Below are 25,453 nucleotides of genomic sequence, written 5' to 3'. Positions count from 1 at the left end.
CGGCTCACACCGGATAGGCGTCGTCGACCTTCAGGTTCGCGAGCCGGAACAGCGTGCGCAGCGTTTGCGGATGAATGTCGCGGTGCGCGGCGAGCGACGTCAGCATGAAGTCGAGCACCTTCGCGTAGCGGAGCAGCACGAGGCAGCGCGCGAGATCGGGCGCGCGGCCGCGCATGTCTTCGGCGAGCGTGACCATTTGCGTCGACAGCGTGCGTGCCATCTCGAGTTCCATCTGCTGTTTTTCGGTCCAGTCGGGCAGCGGCTGTTCGAGCACCTTCGCGAGGAAGAGCTGGAACGACGAATCGGACGAGTTGGGCTGCGCATCCATGAAGAGCCTCGTTGCGTGTGCATACGTACGGGCGTATCCGCGGACGCGCCCGAGGGTGAATCATGTCCGCGCAGTCCCGCGCGCGGCTTCTGCCCGAACGGAATGCAGATTCCGTACCAGCGCCGCCAGACGATTGTTGAGCAATGTTGAGCCGCGATCCGCCGTCGGTCGGCGAGTCCCGTCGGGACTGGATTGCGCAGGCGATCGAGGAGGATATCTACGGGCGCGAGATGGACGGCGTCGGGCGCCCGAAACGGCGCGACGACGCGAAATGCTTCACGGATGTAACGTAACGCGGGCCTCGGGCGCGTCGCGCGTTTCCCCTGCGAACGGCCGGAACGACGCGTGCCGTGCGGTTCCGCCGCGCCCGCCGTGCGTCCGCCGACGGTAAACCGCTGCGCGGAACATGCGCTGTCGCATCGCGCGAACGGCGGCGAGCACGCCGGTTGTTTCAAAACAGAGACGGTCCGGCGGCGGGCGATCGGTTGCGTGGCCATCCAACTGGCCCACCGATCGGACGCACAATTGTCCATGGGCAGACGGCGCAGGTTTGCCAACAATCTCCGGATCGTCCCCGCGAGATTCGACATGAGCGCCCATACCTTCTTCTCGGCCAACCTGCTGCTTGCCTACACGGCCTATTTCATCGGCACGGCCAGCCCCGGGCCGAGCAATCTCGCGATCATGTCGGTCGCCGCGAACCAGGGCCGCAAGGCGGCGCTCGCGTTCGCGCTCGGCGTGATTTCAGGGTCGATGTTCTGGGCGACGGTCGCGGCGCTCGGCATATCGGCCGCGCTGCTCGCGTGGTCGAAGCTGCTGGTCGCGATCAAGGTCTTCGGCGGGCTGTACCTGCTGTGGCTCGCGTTCAAGTCGGCGCGCACGGCGCTGTCGGGCCCGCCGGCGGCATCGGCGAATGCGGCGCGCGAGCAGCGGCTGTCGCGCTTCTACGTGCGCGGCGCGATGCTGCATCTGACCAATCCGAAGGCGATTCTCGTGTGGGTGTCGATCGTCGCGCTGTCGTCGAACGGCGCGGGCGGGGCGCACGGCGCCGTCGTCCCGGGCTGCCTCGCGATCGGCTGCATGGTGTTCGGCGGCTATGCGCTGGTGTTCTCGATGGACGGTGCGCGGCGGCTTTACGTGCGCGGCCGTCGCGCGATGGAAGCATGCCTGGCCGTCGTGTTCGGCGTGGCGGGCGTTCGGCTGCTGGTGACGAACGTCTAGCAGGGCGACGCATGCCGGAAGCGCCCCGCCGCACCGGCGTGCGACGGGGGCCCGGCATCGATCAGGGCGGCTTCAGAAAATGAAGCCCGTATTGATGAACTTCGAGTGGTGATCCGACACGATCGAGTCGAGCAGCTGCTTGCTGGCGTCGGTCTGCTTCGCCGCGACCATCGAGCGGATCGAGAACGCGCGCAGCGCATCGCTCACCGACAGCGTGCCCTCGGCCGAATCCTTGCGCCCCGCGAACGGGAACACGTCGGGCCCGCGCTGGCACTGGCAGTTGATGTTCACGCGGCACACCTGGTTCACGAGCGGATCGACGAGCGCGCCGATCTGCGCCGGATCGGAACCGAAGATGCTGACCTGCTGGCCGTGATCCGACGTCGTCACGTAGTCGAGCGCGGTTTCCACGTCGTCGAACGGTGCGACCGGAATGATCGGCCCGAACTGCTCCTCGCGGTACAGCTTCATCCCTTCGGACACCGGATACACGACGGCCGGGTAGAACAGCGTCTTGCTGAATTCGCCGCCCGAACGATTGACGACCTGCGCGCCCTTCGCCTTCGCGTCGTCGATCGCGTCGGTCATGTACGCGGTGCGATGCATGCCGGGCAGCGGCGTGATGCTGACGCCTTTTTCCCACGGCATGCCGATTTTCAGCTGTTCGAGTGCGGCGGTGAAGCGCTTCAGGAATTCGTCGACGATCGAGCGATGCACGAGCAGCATCTTCAGCGCGGTGCAGCGCTGGCCGTTGAACGACAGCGCGCCGAGCAGGCACTCCTTCACGGTGAGGTCGAGATCGGCGTCGGGCAGCACGATCGCCGCGTTCTTCGCGTCGAGGCCGAGGATCGCGCGCAGCCGGTGCGACTTCGGGTGCTGCTTCTTCAGGTGATCGGCCACCTTGCTCGACCCGATCAGCGCGAGCACGTTGATCTTGCCCGACGCGAGCATGTGCGGCACGACCACCGCGCCCGGCGCGTAGATCGTGTTGATCACGCCCTTCGGGAATGCGTCGCGGAACGCCTCGAGCAGCGGCTCGAACAGCAGCGTGCCGTACTGCGGTGGCTTGAACACCACGGTGTTGCCCATCAGCAGCGCCGGGATCAGCGTCGCGAACGTCTCGTTCAACGGATAGTTGTACGGGCCCATGCAGAGCACGACGCCCAGCGGCGTGCGGCGGATCTGGCCGATCGTGCCTTCCGCGATCACGAAGCGCGAGTTCGTGTTGTCGAGTTCCTTCAGCGCGTCGATCGTCTGCGTCATGTAGGTGACGGTGCGGTCGAATTCCTTCTGCGAATCGGCGAGGCTCTTGCCGATCTCCCACATGATCAGGTTCACGACGAGTTCGCGCTGCGCGACCATCCGCTTGATGAAGTCCTGCATGCACGCGATGCGTTGCTCGACCTTCATCGTCGGCCATTCGCCGCGGCCGGCGTCGTACGCGCGCACCGCGGCGTCGAGCGCCGCGTCGCTTTCCGTTTCGCCCATCACCGGGTAGCTGCCGATCTCGACCTGCTCGACGCTGCCGTCCGCCTGTCGCACGCACACGGGCGACAGCACGGTCTTGGTTGCGCCGTCCCACGGCCGCAATTCGCCGTCGACGAGCGACACGCGCTGGTGAATCGGCGAAGCCAGCCGGAATTCGGCGGGGATGTCCTGTAAGGCGGGAAACAGGTGCTGCAGGGAGGCGGAATCGGGCATGACGGTCTCGTTTGACGGGGTGTCCGGGAAGGGACGGGCGAAGCGAATCCTGAGCTGAACGGTCCTCGATCCTGAATCCGCATCATGACGCGCACGCGACGGCGCGTCACGCGCAAATAGCGTCGATTCAGCGAATGGAACCAGTTCCATTTAAAAGGAACGCCGCAACGAATGCAACATGGGTCGAAACGTGCCGCAATGACCGAAAGTATTCCGAAAGAATGTGTCCGAATCCCGGAGATAACGGCCGCGGTGCAGACGCAAACGTTTTACTTCTGCCGAATTGCGTGGATAATGGCGCAGCGCGGCGAGGAAAAAAATGCAGCGAGCCTGAGAGCAGACGTAGTGAAGAACAGAAGAAGATCCGCCGCGTTGCCGATACGAGGTCGGCTGCCCGGAGCGCCGGGTCGGGGTTGCCCGGTCCGGCGCACACCGGACCGTTGAGTCCGTTCCGTCTGCTCGATCCGGTCCTTCGCGATCCTCTCCAGTTTCCCCGTCGTCGTATCCCGATTCCCGCGCGTTACCGATCGTTGCCGCATGAGACGGCCGATTCGAATCTTTCGTTTCTATTACGAAACAAGCCGCTCAAGGGCCCGAAACGGAAAGGCATTCGTCAGGAATGCAGAGCGCGATGCGCGCTCACGTTGCGGCCAGGCGACACGTTGAAAATTAACTAAAAACACGAATCATTCTCGTTTATTATTTCGCCGCATTACGAGCCGTGACGGGGCGTCACGGCTTTTTTCGTGCCGGCTGAGCCGGCCGGCAGCGATTCGTACCGGCCGCGCGCCGCACGGACTGCGCGACGGGGCAATCCTCCACGCGCATCGTCGTTTTCGCGAAAAGGGCGTCGCCGGCCGATTCGACGCGCGACGTGCGCGCGGGCCGGCGCGTTCTCGTTCGCCGTTTTCTTCACCACCTTCTACGTTCACGATGAAACTCAACACGAGCGCGTGCCATGCGCTTCTGATTGCCACGTCGCTGGCCGGCGCCCGCACTTCGTTTGCGCAGGCGGCCGACGCCGCGGCGACCCTGCCCGCGATTTCCGTCAACGCGGCCGCCGAGCATGCGTCGTACGACGGCGGCCATTCGCGCGCGGCGACCAAGACCGACATGTCGCTGATGGACGTGCCGCAGACCGTGAACGTCGTGCCGCACGCGGTGATCGAGGATCAGAACGCGACGTCGCTGCAGGACGCATTGCGCAACGTGCCGGGCGTCGGCTTCTCGGTCGGCGACGGCCAGCGCGACCAGATCACGATCCGCGGCTTCAACAGCATCACGGACCAGTACGTCGACGGCATTCGCGACGATGCGCTGTACTACCGCGACCTGTCGAACGTCGAGCGTGTCGAGGTGCTGAAGGGGCCGGCGGCGGTGCTGTACGGGCGCGGCTCGGCGGGCGGCATCGTGAATCGCGTGCTGAAGCGGCCGCAGGCGACCCCGGTGAACGACGTGGGCGTGACGCTCGGCACGCGAGGCGAGCGGCGCGGCGAATTCGACCTCGGCTGGAACCCGAACGACGCCGCGCGCTTTCGGATGACCGGCGCGGCCGAGAATTCGAACAGCTTCCGCGACCGGTTCCAGCTCAACCGGCAGGCGATCGCGCCGTCCGCGCAGTTCAAGCTCGACCGCGACACGGTGCTGAACGTCGAGTTCGACTACCTGCACGATCGCCGCACGTCCGATCAGGGCCTGCCCGCGTATCGCGGCCGGCCGGTCGACGTGCCGATCAATACGTACTACGGGTCGGCCGACGGGGGGAACAGTTCTTACAACGACGTCTCCGCGAAGAGCGCGACGGTGTCGCTCGATCACCGCTTCGACGATTCGCTGTCGTTCCACGGCGCGATCCGCGCGTACGACTTCTCGCTCGAGCGGAAAAACTACGTGACGTACGAGCCGATCAAGACGGCCGCGCACCCGGTCGTCACGCTCGACCAGTCGACGCGCCAGCGCACCGATCACGGCATCGACGGGCTGTTCGAGCTCACGCAGAAGACGTCGCTGTTCGGCATGCGTCACGAGCTGCTGTACGGGCTCGAGCTGTCGCAACAGCAGAAGTTCGATACGATCTACAGCGTGACGAAGGCCGCGACCTACGATCTCTTCAATCCGCAGCCGGTCGTGCTGCCCGGCGTGCCGACCGGCGCGCGCGCGAAGACGAACGCGTCGACCGTCGTCGGGCTCGCGGGCGTCTACGCGCAGGATCTGATCTCGCTGACCGAACACTGGAAGGTGCTCGCGGGCCTGCGCTTCGACTACCTGAACCAGACCCGCCACGACTACACGTCGTCGAACGTCAATCTCGAGCGCACCGATCATGCGTGGAGCCCGCGCGTCGGCCTGATCTACGAACCGCTCGACTGGCTCACGCTGTACGGGTCGTTCAGCCAGTCGTTCTCGCCGCTGGCCGACACGCTGATCAGCTCCGGCGCGTTCTCGAACGGCGCCGCGCTCGCGCCGCAGAAGACCACCGCGTATGAGGTTGGCTCGCGCTTCGACCTCGGCGGCAAGGCGACGGCCAGCGTCGCGCTGTTCGACATGCGCCAGACCAACCAGCAGATCGGCGACCCGGCGAATCCCGGCTATGCGCTGCCGATCGGCACGCAGCACGTGCGCGGGATGGAGCTCGGCTTCACCGGCGAGATCGCACCGAAGTGGTCGGTGTATGCGGGTTACGCGTACCTGAACGGCACGGTGGACGGATCCGCGCAATCGACGGCGGCCGGCCTCGCGGTGTCGAGCAACACGCCGGGGCTGATGCCGCGCCACAGCGCGAACCTGTGGCTCAAGCGCGAGCTGCCGTACGGCTTCTATGCGGCGGCCGGCATGCAGTTCCAGTCGGCGCGCTACACGTCGGCGAGCGATCTCGTCACGCTGCCGTCGTTCACGGTGTTCAACCTGGGCGCCGGCTATCGCAGCAAGAAGGTCGACGTGACGCTCACGCTCGACAACCTGTTCAATCGCCGCTACTTCATCGCCGCGCACGGCAACGCGGACCTGTACAACATGCCCGGCGATCCGCGCACGTTGACCGCCACGGTGAAGTGGCACATGTAACGCACGCGGGGCGCGACAATGCGGCTGCCCGCCGCGCAGCCGCGCAGCCGCGTAATGAAGCCGGCGCGACGGCGCCGTTACTCGACGTCCTCGTCGTCTTCCTCAGCGGCGTCGTGCGTGTCGCGCTCCGGCGCCGCATACGCGCTCGCCTGTTCGAGCAGCCAACTGCGGAACGATTCCAGCGGCTTGCTGTGGCTGAGCTCGGTCGGATACACGAGGTAGTACGCCGAATCGCCGACGGTTGCCGCATCGCACGGCACGACGAGGCCGAGCTGCTGCAACTGTTCCTCGACGAAGAACTTCGGCACGAGCGCGACGCCGAGCCCGGCCGCGGCCGCGCTGATCAGCATCGTATGCAGTTCGTAGCGCACGCCCTGCATCGTGCGGATGTCCTCGACGCCGTGCGTCTCGAACCACTGCGCCCACGCGCCGGGACGTGTCGTCGAGTGCAGCAGCGGATACGCGAGCAGATCCTCGACGCGCTCGACCGGCCCGTCCAGCAGCGCCGGCGAGCAGATCGGCACGACTTCCTCGCCGAACAGGTAATCGGACGACGTGCCGGGCCAGGTCGGCTTGCCGTAGTGGATCGCGGCTTCGAAGTGCGTGTCCTCGAACGAGAACAGGTCGGTGCGGCTGCCCATGTTCACCCGTACGTCGGGCGTGCGGTCGTAGAAGCTCTTGATGCGCGGGATCAGCCAGTGCGACGCGAAGGTCGGCAGCACCGCGAGCTCGAGGTAACCGCCGCCGCTGCCGTGCGCGATGATCGACAGCGTGTCGCGGTCGAGGGTTTCCAGCGCGCGCCGCACTTGCGTGCCGTACAGCTTGCCGGCCCGCGTCAGCACGACGCGCTGCTTCACGCGCGCGAACAGCCGCACGCCGAGGCTCGCCTCCAGCGTCGCGATTTGCCGCGACACCGCGCTTTCGGTCAGGAACAGTTCCTTGGCCGCGTGCGTGAAGCTCTCGTGGCGGGCGGCGGCCTCGAAAGCCACGAGCGCGCCCATGTTGGGGATCTTGAATTTGCGCATGATGTCGGGGTCCGTTTAGAGATGGAACGTCATGGGAACGGGGTATTCCATCTCTAAACGGGCCCTTGATTTGTCTGACGAAGAGATCCTCGCGGCGTCGGGGTGAAACGCCTGCGCAGAACCGGCTGATAATTCCAAAAACTCATCACGTATCAATTTAATCTCGCTTTACGCCCCGCTGCAACCCTTTGAATAATGCTTCCCGTGCAAGGTCAGGCGCCCGCCGGGCGGCCGGCCGACGAATGGCCGGCACGTTTGCCGGCGGGTCCCCCGAGACGAGAATCCTGATGCGCAATCCGAATATCGACAGCTTGCTGACGAAGCTGCTGGGACAGGCGAAGACCGACGCCCTGTTCTCGACCCTGAACATGCCGGCCGTCCTCGAAGAATGGGAAGACGGCGTCGTGACGCGTGCGGAAATCGCGCAGGCGATGAACATGGCGCTGTTCGAAGGGCTGCTCGAGCGTTCGGCGAACGGCCGCGCGTACACGGCCGACGCGATCGAAAGCGGCGGTTCGGTCTATTTCGACCACGGCGCGCTGCGCACGGTGCGCTGGCCGCACACGGGCGCGCTGCCGCCGGGCGAGGCCGCGTTCACGCGCATCCTGCGTCCGCTCGGCTTCCGCCTGAACGGCCGTTACCCGCTCGACAAGCTCGGCATGACCGGCCGGGCGTACGCGCATGAAGACGCGCCGGACGAAATCGCGCAGTTCTTCGTCAGCGAACTGCATCCGGAGCGCTTCTCGAAGGAATTCCAGCAGGCGGTGACGAATGTCGTCAGCTCGTCGCGCGACCCGTTGTCGCCGGCGGCCGTCGCGCTGCTGTGGGAAGTCGAGCGCGAAGGCTGGCTGTCGCTGGAAGCCGCGCACGCTCTGCTGCCGGAAATCGTCGGCGCGTTCGCGCGCCAGCACGACCTGCCGAACGAGCTCGACTATGAAACGCTGCTGATGGAATCGGCGGAAATGGCGTGGATCGCGACCGAAGGCAATGCGTTCAACCACGCGACCGACCGCGTCGCCGACGTGTTCAAGCTGGCCGACGCCGAGAAGGCGAAGGGTCGGCCGATGAAGCCGGAAGTCGAACGCTCGCGCTCGGGCCGCGTGTTCCAGACCGCCTATCGCGCGGATACCGTCGAGCGCGAGTTCCGCACCCGCGACGGCGGCACGGTGAAACGCAACGTGCCGGGTTCGTTCTACGAGTTCATCACGCGCAAGCGCACGTTCGACCAGACGGCGCGCCGCTGGGTGACCGACCTGCGCTTCGACGCGGGCAACGCACAGGGCATCTTCAAGATGACGGCGAACGCGGCGAAGTAAGCGCCGCGTCGCGCGCCGCATGCAAAAGCAGACGGGCCGGCGGCTGGGTTTCAGCCGCCGGCCCGTTTTCGTTCGTCGACGGGGCGTCGCGTGCGTCAGAAGAGGTGCGTGACCAGATAAAACAGCACCAGCAGCCCGATCGGTACACCGAGCAGCCATGCGATCAGATACTTGCCCATGTCGTTGTCCTCCTCGTGGCCGCGACGCGGCGCGCGTCGCGGCGGGGTGAGACGACTGGCGCGTTACAGCTCGCGGTCGAATTCCTTCAACTGCTTCTCGGCTTCGTCGCGGGCAATGCCGTAACGCTCCTGGATCTTGCCGGCCAGATAATCGCGATTGCCTTCCGCGACCGCGAGATCGTCGTCGGTCAATTTGCCCCACTTGGCCTTCAGCTTGCCGGTGAGCTGCTTCCACTGGCCCTTGATCTTGTCTTCGTTCATGGTGTGCTCCTTTCGTAAGGGGAGAAAAGTGCGGCACGCGGCCGCGTGATGGTTCAGGCTTTCGCCTTCAGGCCGGACGCGTCGACGTGCTTCACGCCCTTGATGGCGCGCGTCACGGCGACGGCCTTCTTCACGGCGGTCTTCGTCGGCAGCACGCCCGTGAGCGTGACGACGCCGTCCACCGTCTTCACGCTGATGTCGGTGCTCTTCACGCCGTCGGTGGTCGCGAGCTCACTCTTCACCTTGGTCGTGATCCATGTGTCTGTCACCGGCTGGCTCGATTCGGTCGCCATGCCGCTGTCGGTCGACGAGGCCTGGGCGTGCGCGTTCGTGAGCGGGGCAGCGGAAAGCAGGAAGGCCGCGCTGACGGCGAGCAGTGTCGAAAGGTGCGAGGTCTTGTTCATTGATGTTCTCCTTCGATTGGCGGGTGAATCAATGGGCGAGCACGGATCGTTCCCGTGCGTTCCCGTGCCTTAGCGGGCGATCGGCGTGTCGTAGCCGGGCTCGCGCGGCGGCATGTCCGGCCGCGGCACGTCGGGCGGCAGCGGCACCGGCGGGTCGGTGCCCGGCGCCGGTTCGGGCGGATTGTCCGGGGGCGGTTCGGGCCGCGTCGGATCGGGTGTCTGATGCTGTTTCATCCGGGTGTCCTCCTCTGCGGTATGAAAGGGCAGCGCATGAGCGCCGATGCAGTACCAGCGTACCGACGCGAACGCGAGCGGACATCGCGCAAATTCACCTGATCGGCTAGTGCGTTTGCACCGGGGACGGAATGAACGGGCGGGCTCGCGACGTGCACCATGATCCGGGCAACGCCGCACGACGGGCGCGCGGGCCGCATTGTGCCGTTCGGCGGGGCACCGCACGATCGCGAGCGGCGTGCGAATGTACTATTCGAGATAGTGCATCCGCGCCTGTCGGGCCGTTGCGCGGCACGCGATCATCGCCGCACGCGCCGGCCGGGGCGTGCCACTGCAACGGGCGCTCGGCCGGCGCTCATGTCGACGACAGGGACAACGATTCGATGAACGAACAAGTAGACGAACAGGCGCTCAAGTCGCATACCGACCGGCGTCAACTGCACCAGATCATCGCCGGGCTCACCGAGGGCGTGATCCTGATCGAGCCCGACCAGCGGATCGTCTGGGCGAACGAGGCCGCGCTCGCGATGCACGGCGTGACCGAGCTGAAGGCGCTCGGCGCGGACGTCACCGAATACCGCGAGCGATTCCGGCTGCGCTACCGGAACAACCATCCGGTGCGCGACGGCCACTATCCGATGGATCGCGTGATCGCCGGCGAAGAGTTCAGCGACGTGACGGTCGAGGTCGAATCGGCGGCCGACGAGTCGGTGAGCTGGGTTCACCGCATCCGCAGCCTGGTGCTGACGAACGCGGCCGGCGCACCCGATTGCCTCGCGCTCGTGCTGCACGACGCGACCGAATGGGCGAGCGCCGAGGAGCGCTTCGAGCGCACCTTCAACGCGAATCCGGCGCCGGCCGTGATCTGCCGGCTCGACGACTTGCGCTACGTGAAGGTCAACCAGGGCTTTCTCGACATGACGGGGTACGTGCGCGACGACGTGCTCGGCCGTTCGGTGTACGAGATCGATGTGCTCGAACAGGCCGAGCGGCGCGAGCTTGCGATCGAGCGGCTCGGCGAAGGCGCGACGATCCCGCAGATGGAAGCCGTGCTGAAGCTTGCCGACGGCAACACCAAGGCGGTGGTCGTCGCCGGGCAGCCGATCGACATGAACGGCGAGGCGTGCATGCTGTTCACGTTCATGGATCTCGAGCCGCGCAAGCAGGCCGAGCGCGCGCTGATGCAAAGCGAGGAGCGCTTCGCGACGGCATTCCGGATGGCGCCGGTCGCAACCGCGATCGTCACGGCCGACCGTTTCGAGCTGCTCGACGTGAACGACGCGTTTGCCGCGCTGACGGGCCACGCGCAAGGCGACCTGCTCGGCAAGTCCGCCGACGAGATCGGGCTGTGGGCCGAGCGCGGCGTGTGGTCGCGCGTCGAAGGCCGGCTCGCGCGCGACGGCAACGTGCGCAACGCCGACGTGCAGATCCGCACGCGCGACGGCGACGTGCGCGATTGCGTCGTGTCGGCCGACCCCGTCGCGATCCACGGGCGCGACTGCCTGCTCGTCGCGCTGCTCGACATCAGCGACCGCAAGCGTACCGAGATGGAGCTCGTCTATGCGATCGAGACCGCGATGCAGGATGCGTCGTGGTTCAGCCGCACGCTGATCGAGAAGCTCGCGAACGTGCGGCGCGCGAATGCGCCGGATGCGGGTGCGCAGCTGTCCGACCTGACCGCGCGCGAGCGCGACGTATTCGACCTGCTGTGCCACGGCCTGGCCGACAAGGAGATCGCCGGCCGCCTCGGGCTGGCGCCGAACACCGTGCGCAACCACGTCGCGACGATCTACGCGAAGCTCGACGTGCACAGCCGCGGCGAGGCGATCGTCTGGGCGCGCGAGCGCGGGATCGTCGGCGCGGCCGAGGCGAACGGCGCGCGCGGCGACAAGGGCGGTGCGAAGGGCAAGGACTGACCGCGGCGGTACGAATGCACCACGCGCACTGGTGCATCCGCATCTGCCGCCCGCGGCGCGTGCTTGCGATCCTGTCCACTCGGCGGCGCCGCGCAGGGGCGCGGCATCGCCGGCTTTCCTCAACCATTGCAGGAGACGACCATGGACAGGAATCGCATCGAGGGCAAGCTCAAGCAGGTCAAGGGTTCGGTCAAGGAAGCACTCGGCAAGGTGACGGGCGACCGCGAGACCGAAGCGGAAGGCGTGGCTGAACAGCAGGCCGGCAAGCTTCAGGAGAAGGCCGGCGAGGCCGCCGACGCGGTGCGCAACCACAAGGGCACCGATCGGCACTAATCGATGACGCGGCGCCTTGCCGGCGTCGCGAAGGCCGGCCGGGCCGGTGTCGCAACGATGATGCGTTGCCGGCATGACCATGGCCGGCCTTGATCCAGCGGCGTGGCCGCCCTTCGCCATGGACGGCTTCCCTGCACGGTCCACCGCCGGGCGGGCCGCGGATCGGCCACGACTACGGAACTTGATGACAAATCCTCACAACGTAGTTCCGATATTTCGTTTGCTGCACGGGTATTGGCTACCCACAATCCATTCACCTCTTACGCGATGAAAGGCTCTTCGGAGACGGAGCCACGGTAATCGTCCGCCCGGATCGGCGCATTGCACCCGCCCCCGGCACGGAAAGGCATCACCGGCGCGCAGGAGGTTGCCGGCGCGCGACCCTCGCGCGTTGCATCCCGACCCCCAGAAGAAGGACTGCCATGACGTTCCGCATTCGTTCGCTTTCCGGCGTTGCACTGACCGCCGCGCTTCTCGTGTTCCAGACGGGCGCGGCCCGGGCGCAGGAGACGATCGTCAAGGTCGGCGTGGCCGGCCCGCTGACGGGCGGCGGCGCCGCATACGGCAAGGACATCGAGAACGGCGTGCGCATGGCGGTCGACGAAGCGAATGCCGCGCGCACGACCGTCGGCGGCAAGCCGGTGAAATTCGTCATCGCGTCGCAGGACGACCAGAGCGATCCGCGCACCGGCGTGCAGGCCGCGCAGCAGCTTGCCGACGCGCAGGTCGCCGTCGTGATCGGCCACTTCAATTCGGGCACGACGCTGCCCGCGTCGAAGATCTACGCGAAGGCCGGCATTCCGATGATCACGCCGTCGGCGACCAATCCCGACATCACGCGCGCCGGGCTCGATACCGTGTACCGCGTGATCGCGACCGACACGCAGAACGCCGGCAATGCCGGTGCGTATGCGGCGAGCGTGACGAAGGCGAAGCGCATCGCGATCATCGACGATCGCACCGCGTTCGGCCAGGGCGAGGCCGACGAGTTCGAGAAGGCCGTGAAGGCGAACGGCGGCACGATCGTCGCGCGGGAATTCACGAACGACAAGGCCGTCGACTTCAGCGCGCAGCTCACGAAGATCAAGAGCACGAATGCCGACCTCGTGTTCTTCGGCGGCCTCGACGCACAGGCCGCGATGCTCGTGAAGCGCATGCGCCAGCTCGGCATCCGCGCGCAGTTCCTCGCGGGCGGCGGCGTGATGAACGCGAACTTCATCAGGCTGGCCGGCAACGCGGCCGAAGGCGCGTCGGTGTGGGAGTACGGGCAGCCGCTGTCGCGGCTCGCGAAGGGCAAGCTGTTCGAAACGAAATTCAAGCAGAAGTACGGCGTCGACATGCTCGCGTATGCGCCGTTCGCATACGACGCGACGTGGATCGCGATCAATGCGATGCAGAAGGCGAACTCGACGAAGCCGGCCGATTTCAACGGCGCGCTGAAGGGCACGCGCTACGACGGCATCACGGGCACGATCGCATTCACGAACACGGGCGACCTGAAGAACCCGAGCTCGACGCTGTATGAAGTGAAGAACGCCGCGTGGCAGCCCGTCACGACGAAATCGGCGGACTGAACGCAACACGGGCGAGCGGGCTTTCGCGGCGATGCCGGACGTGCTGAAATAGCCGAAGCGATCGTCGGGGAAGCCTGCCCGCGCGACGCCGCGCGAGTCGCGGCACGAACCACCCACGGGCGCGGCCGGCTGGCGAGGGGCGGCGCAAGCCCGTCGTCAGCGTGAACGGCCCCAAGCCTTTTACGTGCAACCGGAGTCAGTCGTGAGTTCTCAAGTCGTCATCGTCGGCGGTGGTGTGATCGGCAGCTCGATCGCGTATTTCCTGCGCGCCACCGATCCCACGGTCGCCGTGACCGTCATCGAACGCGATCCCACCTATGCGAGATCGTCGTCGGCGCTGTCGGCCGCGTCGATTCGCCAGCAGTTCTCCACGCCGCTGTCGATCGAGATGTCGCTGTTCGGCATCGACTTCCTGCGCACGATCGGCGAACGGCTCGAAGTGGACGGCAACCGGCCGTCGATCGATCTGCACGAAGGCGGTTACCTGTTCCTCGCGACGCCGGCCGGCGACGCGACGCTGCGCGAGAACCATGCGCTGCAGACGCGCCTCGGCGCCGATATCCGGCTGATGGACGGCGCCGCGCTGCGCGCGAAGTTTCCGTGGCTCAACGTCGACGATCTCGTGTCGGGCGCGTACGGCGTGAGCGGCGAAGGCTGGTTCGACGGCTACGGGCTCGTGCAGGCGCTGCGCAAGAAGGCGCAGGCGCTCGGCGCGCGTTACGTGCCGGCCGACGTGAAGGACGTCGTGCGCGACGGCCGCAGGATCACGCACGTCGTGACGGGCGACGGCGAGCGCTACGCATGCGACACGCTGGTCAACGCGGCCGGCGCGTGGACGCGCACGCTGTCGTCGATGATGGGCATCGACATTCCCGTGTATGCGCGGCGGCGCAGCATCTTCAACGTATCGTCGCCGGCGAAGCTCGCCGATTGCCCGCTGCTGATCGACCCGACCGGCGTGTATTTCCGGCCGGAAGGGCGGACGTATATCTGCGGCACGTCGCCGAGCCCGGATCGCGACCCGGACGACCTGCCGCTCGACGAAGTCGATCACGCGCTGTTCGACGACGTGATCTGGCCGACGCTCGCGCACCGCGTGCCGGAATTCGAGGCGCTGCGCGTCGAGAATTGCTGGTCCGGTTACTACGAGTACAACGTGTTCGATCACAACGCGATCATCGGCTACCACCCCGAACTCGACAACGTCGTGTTCGCGAACGGCTACAGCGGCCACGGGCTGCAGCAAGGGCCGGCGACGGGGCGTGGCGTCAGTGAACTCATTCTGGGCGGGCGTTACGACACGCTCGACCTGTCGTCGCTCGGCTGGGCGCGCGTGCTCGAAAACCGGCCGATCGTCGAGAAGAACGTCGTGTAGCGCGGCGTGACCGCCCGGTATGGGGTGGGCGGGATTCTCCTTGTGTCTCAAACCCGTTGGCCCGACTCCGTCGGGCTTTTTTTGCCGCGCGGCCGTTACCCCGCGCCGTAGACGGCGTCCCGCAGATCGAGCGTGTACTGCCCGTTCATGCCTTCGTAGAGCGTGTTCGACAGCGACACGACGGTGAGCCCGCGTGCGCGGTCGACGAACCACGAATGACCGTAGACGCCGCCCCAGCGCCACGTGCCGACGGATTCCGGCGACGCGGCCGCCTGCGGATCGTGCAGCACCGAGAAGCCGATGCCGAAGCCCGCGCCCGGCAGGTCCGGCAATTCGAAATCGCCGGTCTGCACGCGGCCCATCTCGTCGACCAGCTCGGCGGGCAGGATCGCGCCGCCGCCCGCGCGCAGCGTGTCCAGCACCGTCAGCACGTCGCCGGCGGTGCCGACCATCCCGGCGCCGCCCGACGGGAACGCTTGTGCATTCAGCGCGCGCGACGGCGAGTACGTGACGCCGACGAACCCTTCGACGATGGGCACCGTCTCGTTCTCGGCGAGCCGGTGCGGTTGCGGCGTGTCGTTGACGTACGGCGTGGCGAGCCGCGCGGGATCGCGAGCGACGAAGGCCGTGTCGCGTGCGCCGAGCGGGTGCAGCACGAGCGCATCGACCGCGTCGGCGAGCGGCACGCCGCAGACGGCCTCGATCAGCGCACCGACGACGTCGATCGACAGCGAATAGTTCCAGTTGGTGCCGGGTGCGAACAGCAGCGGCACGCTGGCGATCCGGCGCAGGTTTTCGGCGAGCGTGATCGATGCGCCGTCGAGCCCGTCGGAGACACCGGCGCGCGCATAGGGGCCGTTTGCGTCGGTTTCGTTGAAGCGATAGTCGAGACCGGCGGTATGCACGAGCAACTGGCGCACCGTGATCGTCGGCACGCGGCCGTCGGGCAGTGCCGGACGGAACGCGGGCAGCCAGCGCGTGACGTCTTCGTCGAGCGACAGCTTGCGTTGTGCGACGAGCGCCATCGCGGCCGCCGAGACGATCGGCTTCGTCACCGACGCGAGCCGGAACAGCGTGTCCTCGCGCATCGGCGTACGCGATTCGCGGTCCGCGAATCCGGCCGCGCGGCGATAGACGAGTTCGCCGTCGCGGGCGACGAGGACGACCGCGCCGACGAGGCGCTGCGTGTCGAGCTGGCGGGACAGGACCGCGTCGATGCGCTCGGCGAGCGCGGGATCGGTTGACGACTGCAGTGACGATGCGGGAGAGGAGGTCATCGAAATTTCCGTCGTGAAGGGGCCGTTCGACATGTTATGGGTTGCCTGGCGCACGCGTCGTTAACTCGTACGCGGAGCGGGGCGATGTGTGCGGCGCAGGCCGGCGGCGACGAACACCGGGCCCCGCAGCAGACAAAATATGCGCCAATCGGCCGGCGGCGTTCGTTAGAATCTGCTTTCGTCGAGGAAATGACGCATTTGCATTGGTGCAGAGCAGTATCGAATCGAAGACGCTGCTTGTCCCGATTCCATCGTTCATCTTTCACCGGAGGCGAGCATGCCAGGTTTACTTCCCGATGTTGACCGCGAGGGGCTCCTCGAATACTCGGTGGTGTACACCGATCGCTCGGTCAACCATATGTCGCAGCGCTTCCAGCACGTCATGCGCGACATCTCCGCCACGCTGAAAAAAGTCTACAACGCGCAGTCGGTCGCGATCGTGCCGGGCAGCGGGACGTTCGGCATGGAAGCCGTGGCGCGACAGTTCGCGACGAACAAGAGGTGCCTCGTCATCCGCAACGGCTGGTTCAGCTTCCGCTGGTCGCAGATTTTCGACATGGGCAGCATTCCGTCCGAAACGACGGTGCTGAAGGCGCGCCCGGTCGAAGCCGGCAGGCAGGCCGCCTATGCGCCGGCCCCGATCGACGAAGTGGTCGCCGCGATCAGGGAAAACAAACCCGATCTCGTGTTCGCGCCGCACGTCGAAACCGCGTCCGGCATGATGCTGCCCGATGCGTACCTGCGCGCGGTGGCCGATGCCGTGCATGCGGTCGGCGGCATGTTCGTGCTGGATTGCATCGCGTCGGGCACCGTGTGGGTCGACATGCAGGCGAGCGGCGTCGATATCCTGATCAGCGCGCCGCAAAAGGGCTGGAGCGCATCGCCGTGTTGCGCGATGGTCATGTTGAGCCCGCTCGCGCGCGAGCGCATCGATGCGACGACCAGCACCAGCTTCGCGTGCGATCTGCGCAAGTGGCTGCAGATCATGGAAGCGTACGAGGCCGGCGGGTTCGCGTATCACGCGACGATGCCCACGGACAGCCTCGCGACGCTGCGCGACGTGATGAAGGAAACCGACGCGTACGGTTTCGACAAGGTGAAGGCGGAACAGCTCGAGCTCGGCGAGCGCATTCGTGCGCTGCTGACGGAGAAGGGGTTCAGAAGCGTGGCCGCGGCAGGATTCGAGGCGCCGGGCGTCGTGGTGAGCTACACGGACGATGACGGTATTCGCACCGGGAAGAAATTCGCCGATGTCGGTTTGCAGATCGCGGCGGGCGTGCCGTTGCAATGCGACGAGCCGGAGGATTTCAAGACTTTCCGGCTCGGGTTGTTCGGTCTCGACAAGCTGCATGATGTCGATGGCGCGGTGAAGCGGTTTGCCGATGCGTTGAACCGGATTCTTTGAGGCGGTCGTGCGCAACGGGTTGCGCCGGTGGCCGCCGCGCGTTCGTCGAGCGGCGGCTTCCGAGTCGTTGAATACTCAACCATTCAGAGGCGTGACATGACCGAAGGCCCTCTGACATTTGCCAGTCAAGCCGAATGGGAAAGCTGGTTGGGGAAAAACGGTGGCACGTCGGCCGAAGCATGGCTGCGGCTCGCGAAAAAAGGTGCGGGGCAGCGAACCGTCACCTATGAAGAGGCGGTGGAAAGCGCCCTCTGCCACGGCTGGATCGATGGCCAGAAGAAGGCCGAGAGCGAGCAATACTGGTTGCAGCGCTTCACCCCGCGCTCGGCAAAAAGCATCTGGTCCAAACTCAACAAGGACAAGGCCGAAGCGTTGATCGCCGCAGGCAGAATGCACGCGGCCGGCATGAGCGAAATCGAGAAGGCGAGGAAGGACGGCCGCTGGGAGGCTGCTTATACGTCGGCCAGCAACTCGATCGTGCCGGACGATCTGCTGGCGGCTTTGGACGCCAATCCGAAAGCCGGGAAGTTTTTTGCGACGCTGAACAGCCGTAATCGCTATGCGATCCTGTTTCGGATACAGAACGCGAAAAAGCCGGAAACACGGGCGCGCAAAATCGCGGAATTCATCGACATGCTCGAGCGGGGCGAGACTTTGCATCCGTAGGGCTGTGGCGCCCGCGGCATACCAGATGAAGCGTGACGGGCCGAGAACTGTCGGAGGCGGACAGCTACCGCCACTTGACGGCGGTAGCGTTCAATTATTCGGCATGCCGAGGTCGGTTGCGTCGCGTACGGATTCGACTATGCGACATGGGCTTCGCGGACGGGATCGATTTAGTCGGCGTGACATGAAAAATTCGTTTTTTTTTGATTTTATGGGTAATTATATTTATAAAAGTAAAACAATGAATATCTAGTCGCGTCGATAATTTACACCCTCCTGACGAAATTGACAGTTGCATTTCGTTTAAATGTTAATTTAAATTGACTTGCAGTGAAATCGGTCATTTCGATTAATGAAATAATCAGGAGGGGATGTGATTCATCGAATGCTTTTTGCCGGTGCGATTGTGCTTGCGACGGCGATGCCGGCTCATGCGGAAAGTGCGACGGATGTTTCTCCCATTTGCACGACAGTCCGGACCGAACCGACCAGGGACTCGCTATTGAGTCGAAGCAGTTATTGCCAGAAAACGGTCCCGCTCGAATATGTCGCGAAGGACAATCAAAACAATGAAATCGGGCGAGTGGCTATCGAGGCCTACGCGTATTCCGACAATCCGTCGAATCAGCTTGCGTGGCCATTGAAGTTCCGATTTCGCACCCGCGTCATTTCCGGCAATCCGGGCGGTCTGATGATCAAGCCCGTCGTCGAATGCGGATCGGATTGCACGGTTGCGCCCAATGCCGGCGTGCCGCTTGCCCTCGGCGGATTGTCCAACGAGATATCGGTGATGGTTACGCCGAACATGGGAGCTAATAACCCGCTCAGGTTCAGTCCGACCCTCGAGTATCGGGTCGCGAAGTCGGGGGACTCGTTCGAGAACGGAGCAAGCGTGAGTCCGTACGCGGGTGTGGGTTATATTCCCGACATTCGATGCGACGTCGCGCTCGTCAAGAGCAACTCGCAAGGATGTGTCTACGCGGACGCACCGGCGGTTCTCCGTACCATCGTCGCCACGAATCCCGACGTCGATGAATCGGCGATCCATATTCGCGAAGCGCAAGCGGCCGGGCGGCCCGGCAAGTTCGTGCCGAAGGGAGACGGCACGATTTTTCCCGATACTTGGGAGTCCCGGCCGCTGACACGCACGCGCGACGCAACGCTTCGGCGCGATAATCGGGATGCATCCAAGAAGCAATGCGTTGCGAAATACGGCTCGGTTAACGGTCAGTGCACGTTCACCGGCGATCCGGACGAAACGCCGACCGATTGCGATTGCGACGAGTATCCGTTTGCGTCGACCGAGCAGGGTGCATCGAGTGACCCGGAAGTATCGGTCAAGCGTATCGATGCCAGCGATAATCGGCGCGCGGGCGCTTTTCTCGGCAATTTCTATTTGAACCAGCGCGTGCTCGACCAAGAGAATTTCTACGTCGACGTCGGATCTCAGCAGCCTGCCGCAAAACGTTGAGCCGCTGGGGAAAAGGAAAACCATACCGTTGCCGCGGTTCGCGGGTGACCCCAAACCGCGGCATGAAAACATTCACCACATGAGCGATCACGAGAATTTCCCTTTCTGGCTCAACCAGCCCTATGAACGCTGTCGACGCGTCGTGCCGGGCGCGATGCAATCCGAGACGGTGGCGGTGGAGGATGCGCTGACGCGCGTGACGGCGGCCGATGTTTTCGCACGGGAGAATGTCCCGCCCGTTCCGCTCGCTGCGATCGAAGGCTATGCAGTGCGCGCATCCGATACCGTACACGCGACGCATAGTGCGCCCGCCGAACTCGATTTCGAGTTCAGCCGACGCGCACTGGCTTCGCCAGCGGGCAGTCCGGCGGCTCGCGCAATCGGCGCGCGGTGTGCGGTCGATGTTCCTCCGTATTTCGCACTGCCGGAAAACGCCGACACCGTCGTCCCGAAAGGCGACCTTGAAATTACGTATCGCGGCGCCCGGTCTTTCCTGCTGCTGCACGCGCCGCTATCGGCTGGACAACACGTCATCGCTCCCGGCAGCGAATATCGACAAGGCAGCCTGCTCCTGCCCAAGGGCAGCCGGATAACGGCCGAACGGCAGATCGCGCTGATAGCGGCAGGTGTTCGCGATATCGAGGTCACCAAACGGCCGCGCATCGGCGTGGTGATCGTCGGATATGAACAGCGCGCGCCCGGCATCGCTCGCGAACGCTGGCAGCGGCCCGACACGAGCGGACCGTATATCCGTGCGGTACTGCAGCGCTGGGGATACGAAGTCCACTCGGTCGAATACATCGAGCCTCCGGACATGGCGCTGTCGCCGCTCGAGGTGCAACAGAACGAGTACGCATTCAGGAAGAAGCTCGCCGAGCTCGCGCAACGTTATGACCTGATCGTCGGAGCCGGATTGCCTGCCAAGCCGCCCTTCCGGGATGTCGGACTGAATGCGCAACCGGTGTATTCGCGCGACGACGCGACCGTCGAGATCCAGCAAACACCGGCGGATCGTTTCAACTTCGGACGCAGCGACGATCGCTCGCCGCCGAAGAAAACCACGCTCACGTTCACGCGGCCGGACGGTACGCAGAGCGGGATGACGGTCATGACCAGCTACGATCAGGCCACGCTGATCAACCTGCCGGGCCACACTAATGCGGTCGCTATGCTGATGCACGCGATCATGCCGCGCGTGCTCGATTTGCTCGAGCACGCCGCAACACCGGGGCCCCATTGGGAAGCCGGCATCATTGACCACAGCGTCGAGCGCGATGCTCGACTGAACGCGATGCGATGGGGCAATCTGCACCGCGACGTCGATGGTAATCCGGTCGTTCGCCTGCTGCCGTCCGAAGATGATGGATTGATCGGTGGTGTCGTCCGTGCCGATGTGCTCGTCGCGATCCCGGCGGCGGACTATCCGATGGCGACAGGTTCGTCCGTGCTGTTCCTGCGTCTCGATCGCGATCTTTCCAGCGAGCCGCCGCGCCACGTCACGGCGACATCCGCCGAGCGAGCCGTACAAGCGTTGCCGACGGCCGACACCCGCATGGCGGCCCGCGCTACCGACGGCGCACGCACCGTCGACCTTCGCGAAACATGGCAGCGGATCGACGCAGCATTCGCCGCCGATGCGTCACGCTTGCCGGGCGGACTCAACGGACCGGCGTCCGAGGATGATATCGATGCCTTGCAGGTCGCGCTGGGTACGAAGCTGCCCGGCGTTCTCATCGACAGTCTTCGCATTCACAATGGCCAAGCAGCGTTGGGCGATGCGTTTTCCGGAAGCGATGCGCTGCTGAGCGTGCACGAGATCCTCGCGCAATGGCGCGTCTGGAAAGGTCTCGTGGACGGCGGCGATTTTGACGGCATGACATCGGAGCCGGATCCCGGCATCGCCGGCGACTGGTACAACCTGAAGTGGATTCCGTTCACCCATGACGGCAGCGGCAATCATTTGTGTGTCGACCTCGATCCCGCTGAAGGCGGCGTCGCTGGTCAAGTGATTCGGGTCTGGCATGATGATGCGCGGCGCGAGCGTATCGCGGGGAGTTTTCCCGAGTGGCTTGCCGGCATCGCGTCGGCGCGACAATCAAGCTGAGTACTCATGGAGCGTGCAGTCGTGCCGCCTCGTCGATAACCGACGCGTGGCGCGATGTGGCGGGATGGCGGCCCAGACCCGACGGAGAAACGAACGATGGTGTCGAAAAGCGTCCGCAAGGCGACGGTCGACGATGTTCCGGTGCTGACACGGATCCGGAACGATGCACATGCCAAGAAGGTCGCGCACCGCGACTACGTATGGGGCAAGGAGGGCGACGGATTCTCCGAAGGGTGGGTACGAAACCACGTCGCCGAGAAAGCCGTATACGTCGTCGAACAGGATGGCGCGCTGGTCGGAACGTTCTCGCTCGACTTCGACGATGACAGACACTGGGGGCCCCAAGCGCCGATTGCAGGCTACGTGCACGGCCTCTGTGTGCGGCAGGGTTTCAACGGCCTCGGGCTCGGCAGCTTCATGCTCGACTGGTGCGCTCATGAGGTGAGCCGCTTGAACCGGCGTTTGCTTCGACTCGACTGCGGCGCTGAAAACATCACGCTCTGCGCTTACTACGAGTCGCTGGGCTTTGTCCGCGTCGGATTGAAAGCGGACGGTATTGTCTGGTCTCTTTACGAAAAACCTGTCAATTCGGGCCGCCGGTGATCGCGGCGGTCCTGCAGCAAACATCGGCGGCGGAATCCACGTCAGTCGGGGCGCACGATCGAACACCACGCGTTCATCTGAAGCCGCGCCCCCGTTACCCTGCTACGCCGGCAAAAGGCCCGCTTTACGATAACTGTCAATCAGCGCGTCATAGAGCGAGAGATCGGCGCGGCTCCGCGCGATGAGCTGGGCGCCGGCGATGGCGGCGAAGATCGCCCGTGCCCGCTGTTTGCGCTCCCGGGCACCGACCACTGCCGCCGCGGACAGAACCTTGCCGCGCTACCGCGTCACGACGCAAGATCAGGGGCATGTATCGGTCACTCCGAATTCGTCACGGAATGCTCGACTTGCAATTGTGGAATAGTGTTTGATGTCCAAGGCGATCGGATGCGAATGGATTGCATGATCGCGACGGCGGATTGGCCCCGGCACGAAAGCCCGACCTATACAGGAAGCGACAGTATGAAAATGGATGCGTTTGCCTTTGGCACGACCAACTGGGCCGAAATCGAGCGAACGGAACATCGAGGAGAAACCGGCGTCGCTTATTGGCGCACGCGGTTCTTTGGTGAAGAGCCGAATCGGATCCGTGTGCGGATGGTGGAATACACGCCCGGCTACCTCGCCGATCACTGGTGCCAGAAAGGGCATGTTCTTTTCTGTATGGAAGGCGAACTGGAAACGACGCTCAAGGACGGGCGGAAGTTCGTTTTGACGGCGGGCATGAGCTACCAGGTTGGCGACAACGCGGAACCACATCAGTCCTACACCCGGACGGGGGCGAAACTTTTCATTGTCGACTGATCCGGGTGTCGGAGTAATTTTGTCAGTCCGCTTTCAGATGCTCAGAACGTCTCATACGGGTCGATTGAGCGGGTAACGGACCACCACCGCATGTGACACCGTTGCGGTCATCGCGACATCGCATCAACATGCCGACTGATCCATCCATCGGGGAGAACTCATGTTTGACCACGTCAAATTCGGCGTCAGCGACTACGCCGCCAGCAAGGCGTTTTTTCTCAAGGCGCTCGAACCGCTGGGTGCCGAAATCGTCGGGGAACGCGAGCCGTCGTACGGGATCGAGATCGGACTGCCCAGCAAGTCTTCGCTGTGTTTGTTCCCGACCGACGAGAAACCGGCGCATCTCCACATCGCGTTCGTGGTCGACACGCGGCAGCAAGTCGATGCGTTTCATCGCGCGGCGCTGGAGGCCGGCGGGAAGGACAATGGCGCGCCCGGGCTGCGGCCGCATTATCACGCGAACTATTACGCGGCGTTCGTCATCGGTCCGGATGGACACAATATCGAGGCGGTGTGCCATCGGGCGGAGGGGTGATGCGCGGGATCGGTAAAACGCTCGCGGCGATCGCAAGCCTTGCGCTCGTCGGCATTGCCTGCGTTCAAGCCGCGCCCCGCGAAACTGCATTCCCGCGCTTCACTCAGACGGAAGGCAAGCTCAACGGCGACGGGCTTCCGCTCTCGGGCGTGAAGCTCTGCGTGCTGCCCGACCGTGCGCCGTGCTTCGAGATGCCGCCGGCGCCGCTTCCCCATTCCTCGAAGGAGCTGTACCAGTTCGGCCTGAATCCACGGTCCGAGCGGTTGCCGATCGCGTCCGGCGGCTCGTGGGTGTTCTTCTCGGGGATGTTCTCGGGCGGCGGCAGCGGGATGCTGGAGCGCGTCGCCGTGCTGCGTGTCGGCGCGGACGGCAAGATCGAGAACCTGATGCCGAAGGTCACGCAGACGGAAATGGCCGATCGCGCGATGTGGAACTTGCCGGAGGTGTCGCCGTATCCGCTGTTTGTCCGCGCGGACGCCGAGTGGCAAGAGGGCGAAGTGCATTTCGACAAGCACTTCTTCGAAGTCGACGCATGGGTGTTCGACCCTGCCGCCAATCAATACGCGAAGCGCTTTTCTTACCGCACGAGCAAGCGCTACGACAGAGGCGAGGGTTCGGACCACGTGCTGGCCGCCGAGCGCGCGGAAATCCTGCGTCGCCTTTCAGCGGGCAAGTAACGCGGCTATCGCTGCGCGTCTCCGTACGTCTCCTTGCACACCCCGCGCAGCGCGTCGACGAGCAGATCGCGCGCAGGCGACTGCGAATCGGCGGCGCGCGTGAACAGCGCGATGGGCGGCAGCGTCCATACCAGCGAATAAGGCACGATCGCCACGCCGGCGATTCGCACGAGTTCTTCCGCGATGTCGGCCGGCACGATCGACACGGCCTCGTCGCTCGACGCGATCATTTCGCCGATCAGCTTCGACGAGTAGCTTTCGACGATCGGCACGGGCGGCGCGATGCCGGCCGACAGGAACAGGTCGGTCACCTGTTCGCGCATCGGCGTATGCGGCGCGCCGAGAATCCAGTCGAGCGCATGCAGCTTGTGCCAGTCCAGCGGCGTGCGGGCGAGCTTCGCCGCCAGCCGCCGGCTCGCGATCATGCGCGGCTGCTGCTGATACAGCACTTCGAACGAAACCTGCCCGAGATCGATCGCCGACGACGCGCGCCCGATCACGATGTCGACGCTGTGATCCCGGAGTTGCAGCAGCAACTGATCGCTGGTGCCTTCGTGAATCGTGACGGTCAGGCGCCGCTCCATGCGCGCCTGCAGCCGCTTCAGCGCGGCCGACAGCATCTGGCCGGAGATGAACGGAATCACACCGATGTGCAGATGGGCCGCATGCCCGGCGGCGACGGCCTCCATCTCGCGGGCGAGGTGGTCGAGATCCTTGATCATCGCCTTCGCCCGTTCGAGCACGACCGCGCCGAGCGCGGTGGGCCGCATGCCGCGCGACGAGCGCTCGAACAGCGACGTGCCGAACATGCTCTCCAGTTCGGACAGCGCGTTCGTCACGGCCGGCTGGCTGCTCGCCATGTGCTCGGCGACGCGCGTCAGCGATCCGTGCTGCTGGATCTGCAACAACAGCACCAGATGCCGAATCTTCAGACGAGCGCCGAGCCGCCTGACCACGTCGTTTGCATCAAAATTCATTGAC

At 64.9% G+C, this 25,453-nt stretch carries 24 protein-coding genes and 1 pseudogene; 16 read left to right on the top strand and 9 right to left on the bottom strand.

Going from position 1 to position 25,453, the window contains the following annotated elements:
- Positions 1-4: 4 nt before the first annotated feature.
- On the bottom strand, positions 5-328 hold the full coding sequence (locus WS89_RS26930; protein WP_034205546.1) for a hypothetical protein: 324 nt from the start codon (positions 326-328) through the stop codon (positions 5-7).
- A 143-nt stretch (positions 329-471) separates the two neighbouring features.
- On the opposite strand from WS89_RS26930, the gene WS89_RS34345 reads away from it, so the two are divergent.
- Both WS89_RS34345 and WS89_RS26925 read left to right on the top strand, forming a co-directional pair.
- Complete coding sequence (locus WS89_RS34345) at positions 472-621, top strand: hypothetical protein (RefSeq protein WP_179949891.1); 150 nt, start codon at positions 472-474, stop codon at positions 619-621.
- Between the two features lie 295 nt (positions 622-916).
- Positions 917-1,549: a LysE family translocator gene (locus tag WS89_RS26925; RefSeq protein ID WP_059794898.1), complete on the top strand. Its 633-nt coding sequence runs from the start codon at positions 917-919 to the stop codon at positions 1,547-1,549.
- Between the two features lie 72 nt (positions 1,550-1,621).
- Here WS89_RS26925 and WS89_RS26920 read toward each other — a convergent pair whose 3' ends face one another.
- On the bottom strand, positions 1,622-3,250 hold the full coding sequence (locus tag WS89_RS26920) for an NADP-dependent glyceraldehyde-3-phosphate dehydrogenase (RefSeq protein WP_059794895.1): 1,629 nt from the start codon (positions 3,248-3,250) through the stop codon (positions 1,622-1,624).
- A gap of 933 nt (positions 3,251-4,183) precedes the next feature.
- Here WS89_RS26920 and WS89_RS26915 point away from each other — a divergent pair.
- A complete protein-coding gene (locus WS89_RS26915; RefSeq protein WP_059794893.1) occupies positions 4,184-6,313 on the top strand; it encodes a TonB-dependent receptor in 2,130 nt (709 codons plus the stop codon).
- 77 nt (positions 6,314-6,390) lie between these two features.
- Here the strand turns inward: WS89_RS26915 and WS89_RS26910 are convergent, their stop codons facing one another.
- Positions 6,391-7,338, bottom strand: coding sequence for a LysR family transcriptional regulator (locus WS89_RS26910; protein ID WP_059794890.1), 948 nt, complete (start codon positions 7,336-7,338; stop codon positions 6,391-6,393).
- A 287-nt stretch (positions 7,339-7,625) separates the two neighbouring features.
- Between WS89_RS26910 and WS89_RS26905 the strand changes: the two genes are divergently transcribed.
- Entirely contained in the window at positions 7,626-8,654 is a 1,029-nt protein-coding gene (locus WS89_RS26905) for a DUF1338 domain-containing protein (RefSeq protein WP_059794887.1), read from the top strand.
- A gap of 242 nt (positions 8,655-8,896) precedes the next feature.
- Here WS89_RS26905 and WS89_RS26900 read toward each other — a convergent pair whose 3' ends face one another.
- From WS89_RS26900 to WS89_RS34340, 3 genes are all read right to left on the bottom strand, one after another.
- Entirely contained in the window at positions 8,897-9,094 is a 198-nt protein-coding gene (locus WS89_RS26900) for a CsbD family protein (RefSeq protein WP_034205539.1), read from the bottom strand.
- Between the two features lie 53 nt (positions 9,095-9,147).
- On the bottom strand, positions 9,148-9,498 hold the full coding sequence (locus WS89_RS26895) for a BON domain-containing protein (protein WP_059794883.1): 351 nt from the start codon (positions 9,496-9,498) through the stop codon (positions 9,148-9,150).
- A gap of 69 nt (positions 9,499-9,567) precedes the next feature.
- Positions 9,568-9,732 carry a hypothetical protein gene (locus WS89_RS34340; RefSeq protein ID WP_179949403.1) on the bottom strand — a complete coding sequence of 55 codons (165 nt, stop codon included), beginning with the start codon at positions 9,730-9,732 and terminating at the stop codon, positions 9,568-9,570.
- 383 nt (positions 9,733-10,115) lie between these two features.
- Here WS89_RS34340 and WS89_RS26890 point away from each other — a divergent pair, with 383 nt between their 5' ends.
- From WS89_RS26890 to WS89_RS26875, 4 genes are all read left to right on the top strand, one after another.
- Positions 10,116-11,648 (top strand): helix-turn-helix transcriptional regulator, encoded by a 1,533-nt coding sequence (locus WS89_RS26890; RefSeq protein ID WP_059794880.1) that lies wholly within the window; start codon positions 10,116-10,118, stop codon positions 11,646-11,648.
- Positions 11,649-11,789: 141 nt separating this feature from the next.
- A complete protein-coding gene (locus WS89_RS26885) occupies positions 11,790-11,981 on the top strand; it encodes a CsbD family protein (protein ID WP_027782241.1) in 192 nt (63 codons plus the stop codon).
- A 422-nt stretch (positions 11,982-12,403) separates the two neighbouring features.
- The gene (locus WS89_RS26880; protein WP_059794877.1) at positions 12,404-13,555 is read left to right on the top strand and encodes a branched-chain amino acid ABC transporter substrate-binding protein; all 1,152 of its coding nucleotides are present in this window, start codon (positions 12,404-12,406) and stop codon (positions 13,553-13,555) included.
- A 202-nt stretch (positions 13,556-13,757) separates the two neighbouring features.
- The gene (locus WS89_RS26875) at positions 13,758-14,930 is read left to right on the top strand and encodes an NAD(P)/FAD-dependent oxidoreductase (RefSeq protein WP_059794875.1); all 1,173 of its coding nucleotides are present in this window, start codon (positions 13,758-13,760) and stop codon (positions 14,928-14,930) included.
- A 95-nt stretch (positions 14,931-15,025) separates the two neighbouring features.
- Here the strand turns inward: WS89_RS26875 and WS89_RS26870 are convergent, their stop codons facing one another.
- Entirely contained in the window at positions 15,026-16,207 is a 1,182-nt protein-coding gene (locus tag WS89_RS26870) for a serine hydrolase domain-containing protein (RefSeq protein WP_059795103.1), read from the bottom strand.
- 277 nt (positions 16,208-16,484) lie between these two features.
- Between WS89_RS26870 and WS89_RS26865 the strand changes: the two genes are divergently transcribed.
- The 5 genes from WS89_RS26865 to WS89_RS26845 all read left to right on the top strand — a co-directional run bounded on the left by WS89_RS26865 (position 16,485) and on the right by WS89_RS26845 (position 22,456).
- Positions 16,485-17,612, top strand: coding sequence for an aminotransferase class V-fold PLP-dependent enzyme (locus WS89_RS26865; protein ID WP_059794873.1), 1,128 nt, complete (start codon positions 16,485-16,487; stop codon positions 17,610-17,612).
- Between the two features lie 96 nt (positions 17,613-17,708).
- Positions 17,709-18,278: a YdeI/OmpD-associated family protein gene (locus tag WS89_RS26860; protein ID WP_059794871.1), complete on the top strand. Its 570-nt coding sequence runs from the start codon at positions 17,709-17,711 to the stop codon at positions 18,276-18,278.
- A gap of 373 nt (positions 18,279-18,651) precedes the next feature.
- The gene (locus WS89_RS26855; protein WP_236872745.1) at positions 18,652-19,749 is read left to right on the top strand and encodes a NucA/NucB deoxyribonuclease domain-containing protein; all 1,098 of its coding nucleotides are present in this window, start codon (positions 18,652-18,654) and stop codon (positions 19,747-19,749) included.
- 79 nt (positions 19,750-19,828) lie between these two features.
- Positions 19,829-21,853 (top strand): SMI1/KNR4 family protein, encoded by a 2,025-nt coding sequence (locus WS89_RS26850; RefSeq protein WP_059794868.1) that lies wholly within the window; start codon positions 19,829-19,831, stop codon positions 21,851-21,853.
- Positions 21,854-21,949: 96 nt separating this feature from the next.
- Entirely contained in the window at positions 21,950-22,456 is a 507-nt protein-coding gene (locus WS89_RS26845; protein WP_059794866.1) for a GNAT family N-acetyltransferase, read from the top strand.
- A 102-nt stretch (positions 22,457-22,558) separates the two neighbouring features.
- Here WS89_RS26845 and WS89_RS34760 read toward each other — a convergent pair.
- Positions 22,559-22,729 (bottom strand): annotated as a pseudogene (locus WS89_RS34760) (TetR/AcrR family transcriptional regulator); the annotation flags it as partial.
- A gap of 189 nt (positions 22,730-22,918) precedes the next feature.
- On the opposite strand from WS89_RS34760, the gene WS89_RS26840 reads away from it, so the two are divergent.
- From WS89_RS26840 to WS89_RS26830, 3 genes are all read left to right on the top strand, one after another.
- Complete coding sequence (locus WS89_RS26840) at positions 22,919-23,260, top strand: DHCW motif cupin fold protein (RefSeq protein ID WP_059795100.1); 342 nt, start codon at positions 22,919-22,921, stop codon at positions 23,258-23,260.
- Positions 23,261-23,420: 160 nt separating this feature from the next.
- Entirely contained in the window at positions 23,421-23,795 is a 375-nt protein-coding gene (locus WS89_RS26835; RefSeq protein ID WP_059794863.1) for a VOC family protein, read from the top strand.
- A complete protein-coding gene (locus tag WS89_RS26830; RefSeq protein ID WP_059794860.1) occupies positions 23,795-24,472 on the top strand; it encodes a hypothetical protein in 678 nt (225 codons plus the stop codon). The genes WS89_RS26835 and WS89_RS26830 overlap by 1 nt, the downstream gene beginning before the upstream one ends.
- Positions 24,473-24,477: 5 nt before the next feature.
- Here WS89_RS26830 and WS89_RS26825 read toward each other — a convergent pair whose 3' ends face one another.
- A complete protein-coding gene (locus tag WS89_RS26825; protein WP_059794858.1) occupies positions 24,478-25,449 on the bottom strand; it encodes a LysR substrate-binding domain-containing protein in 972 nt (323 codons plus the stop codon).
- Between the last annotated feature and the right edge of the window lie 4 nt (positions 25,450-25,453).

Origin of the sequence: Burkholderia sp. MSMB1072 (assembly GCF_001524725.1) — a bacterium.
In the GTDB taxonomy this organism is placed as follows: domain Bacteria; phylum Pseudomonadota; class Gammaproteobacteria; order Burkholderiales; family Burkholderiaceae; genus Burkholderia.
This window is presented reverse-complemented; position numbering and strand designations above follow the sequence as displayed.

Coding starts and splice junctions, on each gene's coding strand:
- WS89_RS26930 (WP_034205546.1), bottom strand. CDS start 328: ATGGATGCGCAGCCCAACTCGTCCGATTCGTCGTTCCAGCTCTTCCTC.
- WS89_RS34345 (WP_179949891.1), top strand. CDS start 472: ATGTTGAGCCGCGATCCGCCGTCGGTCGGCGAGTCCCGTCGGGACTGG.
- WS89_RS26925 (WP_059794898.1), top strand. CDS start 917: ATGAGCGCCCATACCTTCTTCTCGGCCAACCTGCTGCTTGCCTACACG.
- WS89_RS26920 (WP_059794895.1), bottom strand. CDS start 3,250: ATGCCCGATTCCGCCTCCCTGCAGCACCTGTTTCCCGCCTTACAGGAC.
- WS89_RS26915 (WP_059794893.1), top strand. CDS start 4,184: ATGAAACTCAACACGAGCGCGTGCCATGCGCTTCTGATTGCCACGTCG.
- WS89_RS26910 (WP_059794890.1), bottom strand. CDS start 7,338: ATGCGCAAATTCAAGATCCCCAACATGGGCGCGCTCGTGGCTTTCGAG.
- WS89_RS26905 (WP_059794887.1), top strand. CDS start 7,626: ATGCGCAATCCGAATATCGACAGCTTGCTGACGAAGCTGCTGGGACAG.
- WS89_RS26900 (WP_034205539.1), bottom strand. CDS start 9,094: ATGAACGAAGACAAGATCAAGGGCCAGTGGAAGCAGCTCACCGGCAAG.
- WS89_RS26895 (WP_059794883.1), bottom strand. CDS start 9,498: ATGAACAAGACCTCGCACCTTTCGACACTGCTCGCCGTCAGCGCGGCC.
- WS89_RS34340 (WP_179949403.1), bottom strand. CDS start 9,732: ATGAAACAGCATCAGACACCCGATCCGACGCGGCCCGAACCGCCCCCG.
- WS89_RS26890 (WP_059794880.1), top strand. CDS start 10,116: ATGAACGAACAAGTAGACGAACAGGCGCTCAAGTCGCATACCGACCGG.
- WS89_RS26885 (WP_027782241.1), top strand. CDS start 11,790: ATGGACAGGAATCGCATCGAGGGCAAGCTCAAGCAGGTCAAGGGTTCG.
- WS89_RS26880 (WP_059794877.1), top strand. CDS start 12,404: ATGACGTTCCGCATTCGTTCGCTTTCCGGCGTTGCACTGACCGCCGCG.
- WS89_RS26870 (WP_059795103.1), bottom strand. CDS start 16,207: ATGACCTCCTCTCCCGCATCGTCACTGCAGTCGTCAACCGATCCCGCG.
- WS89_RS26865 (WP_059794873.1), top strand. CDS start 16,485: ATGCCAGGTTTACTTCCCGATGTTGACCGCGAGGGGCTCCTCGAATAC.
- WS89_RS26860 (WP_059794871.1), top strand. CDS start 17,709: ATGACCGAAGGCCCTCTGACATTTGCCAGTCAAGCCGAATGGGAAAGC.
- WS89_RS26850 (WP_059794868.1), top strand. CDS start 19,829: ATGAGCGATCACGAGAATTTCCCTTTCTGGCTCAACCAGCCCTATGAA.
- WS89_RS26845 (WP_059794866.1), top strand. CDS start 21,950: ATGGTGTCGAAAAGCGTCCGCAAGGCGACGGTCGACGATGTTCCGGTG.
- WS89_RS26840 (WP_059795100.1), top strand. CDS start 22,919: ATGAAAATGGATGCGTTTGCCTTTGGCACGACCAACTGGGCCGAAATC.
- WS89_RS26835 (WP_059794863.1), top strand. CDS start 23,421: ATGTTTGACCACGTCAAATTCGGCGTCAGCGACTACGCCGCCAGCAAG.
- WS89_RS26830 (WP_059794860.1), top strand. CDS start 23,795: ATGCGCGGGATCGGTAAAACGCTCGCGGCGATCGCAAGCCTTGCGCTC.
- WS89_RS26825 (WP_059794858.1), bottom strand. CDS start 25,449: ATGAATTTTGATGCAAACGACGTGGTCAGGCGGCTCGGCGCTCGTCTG.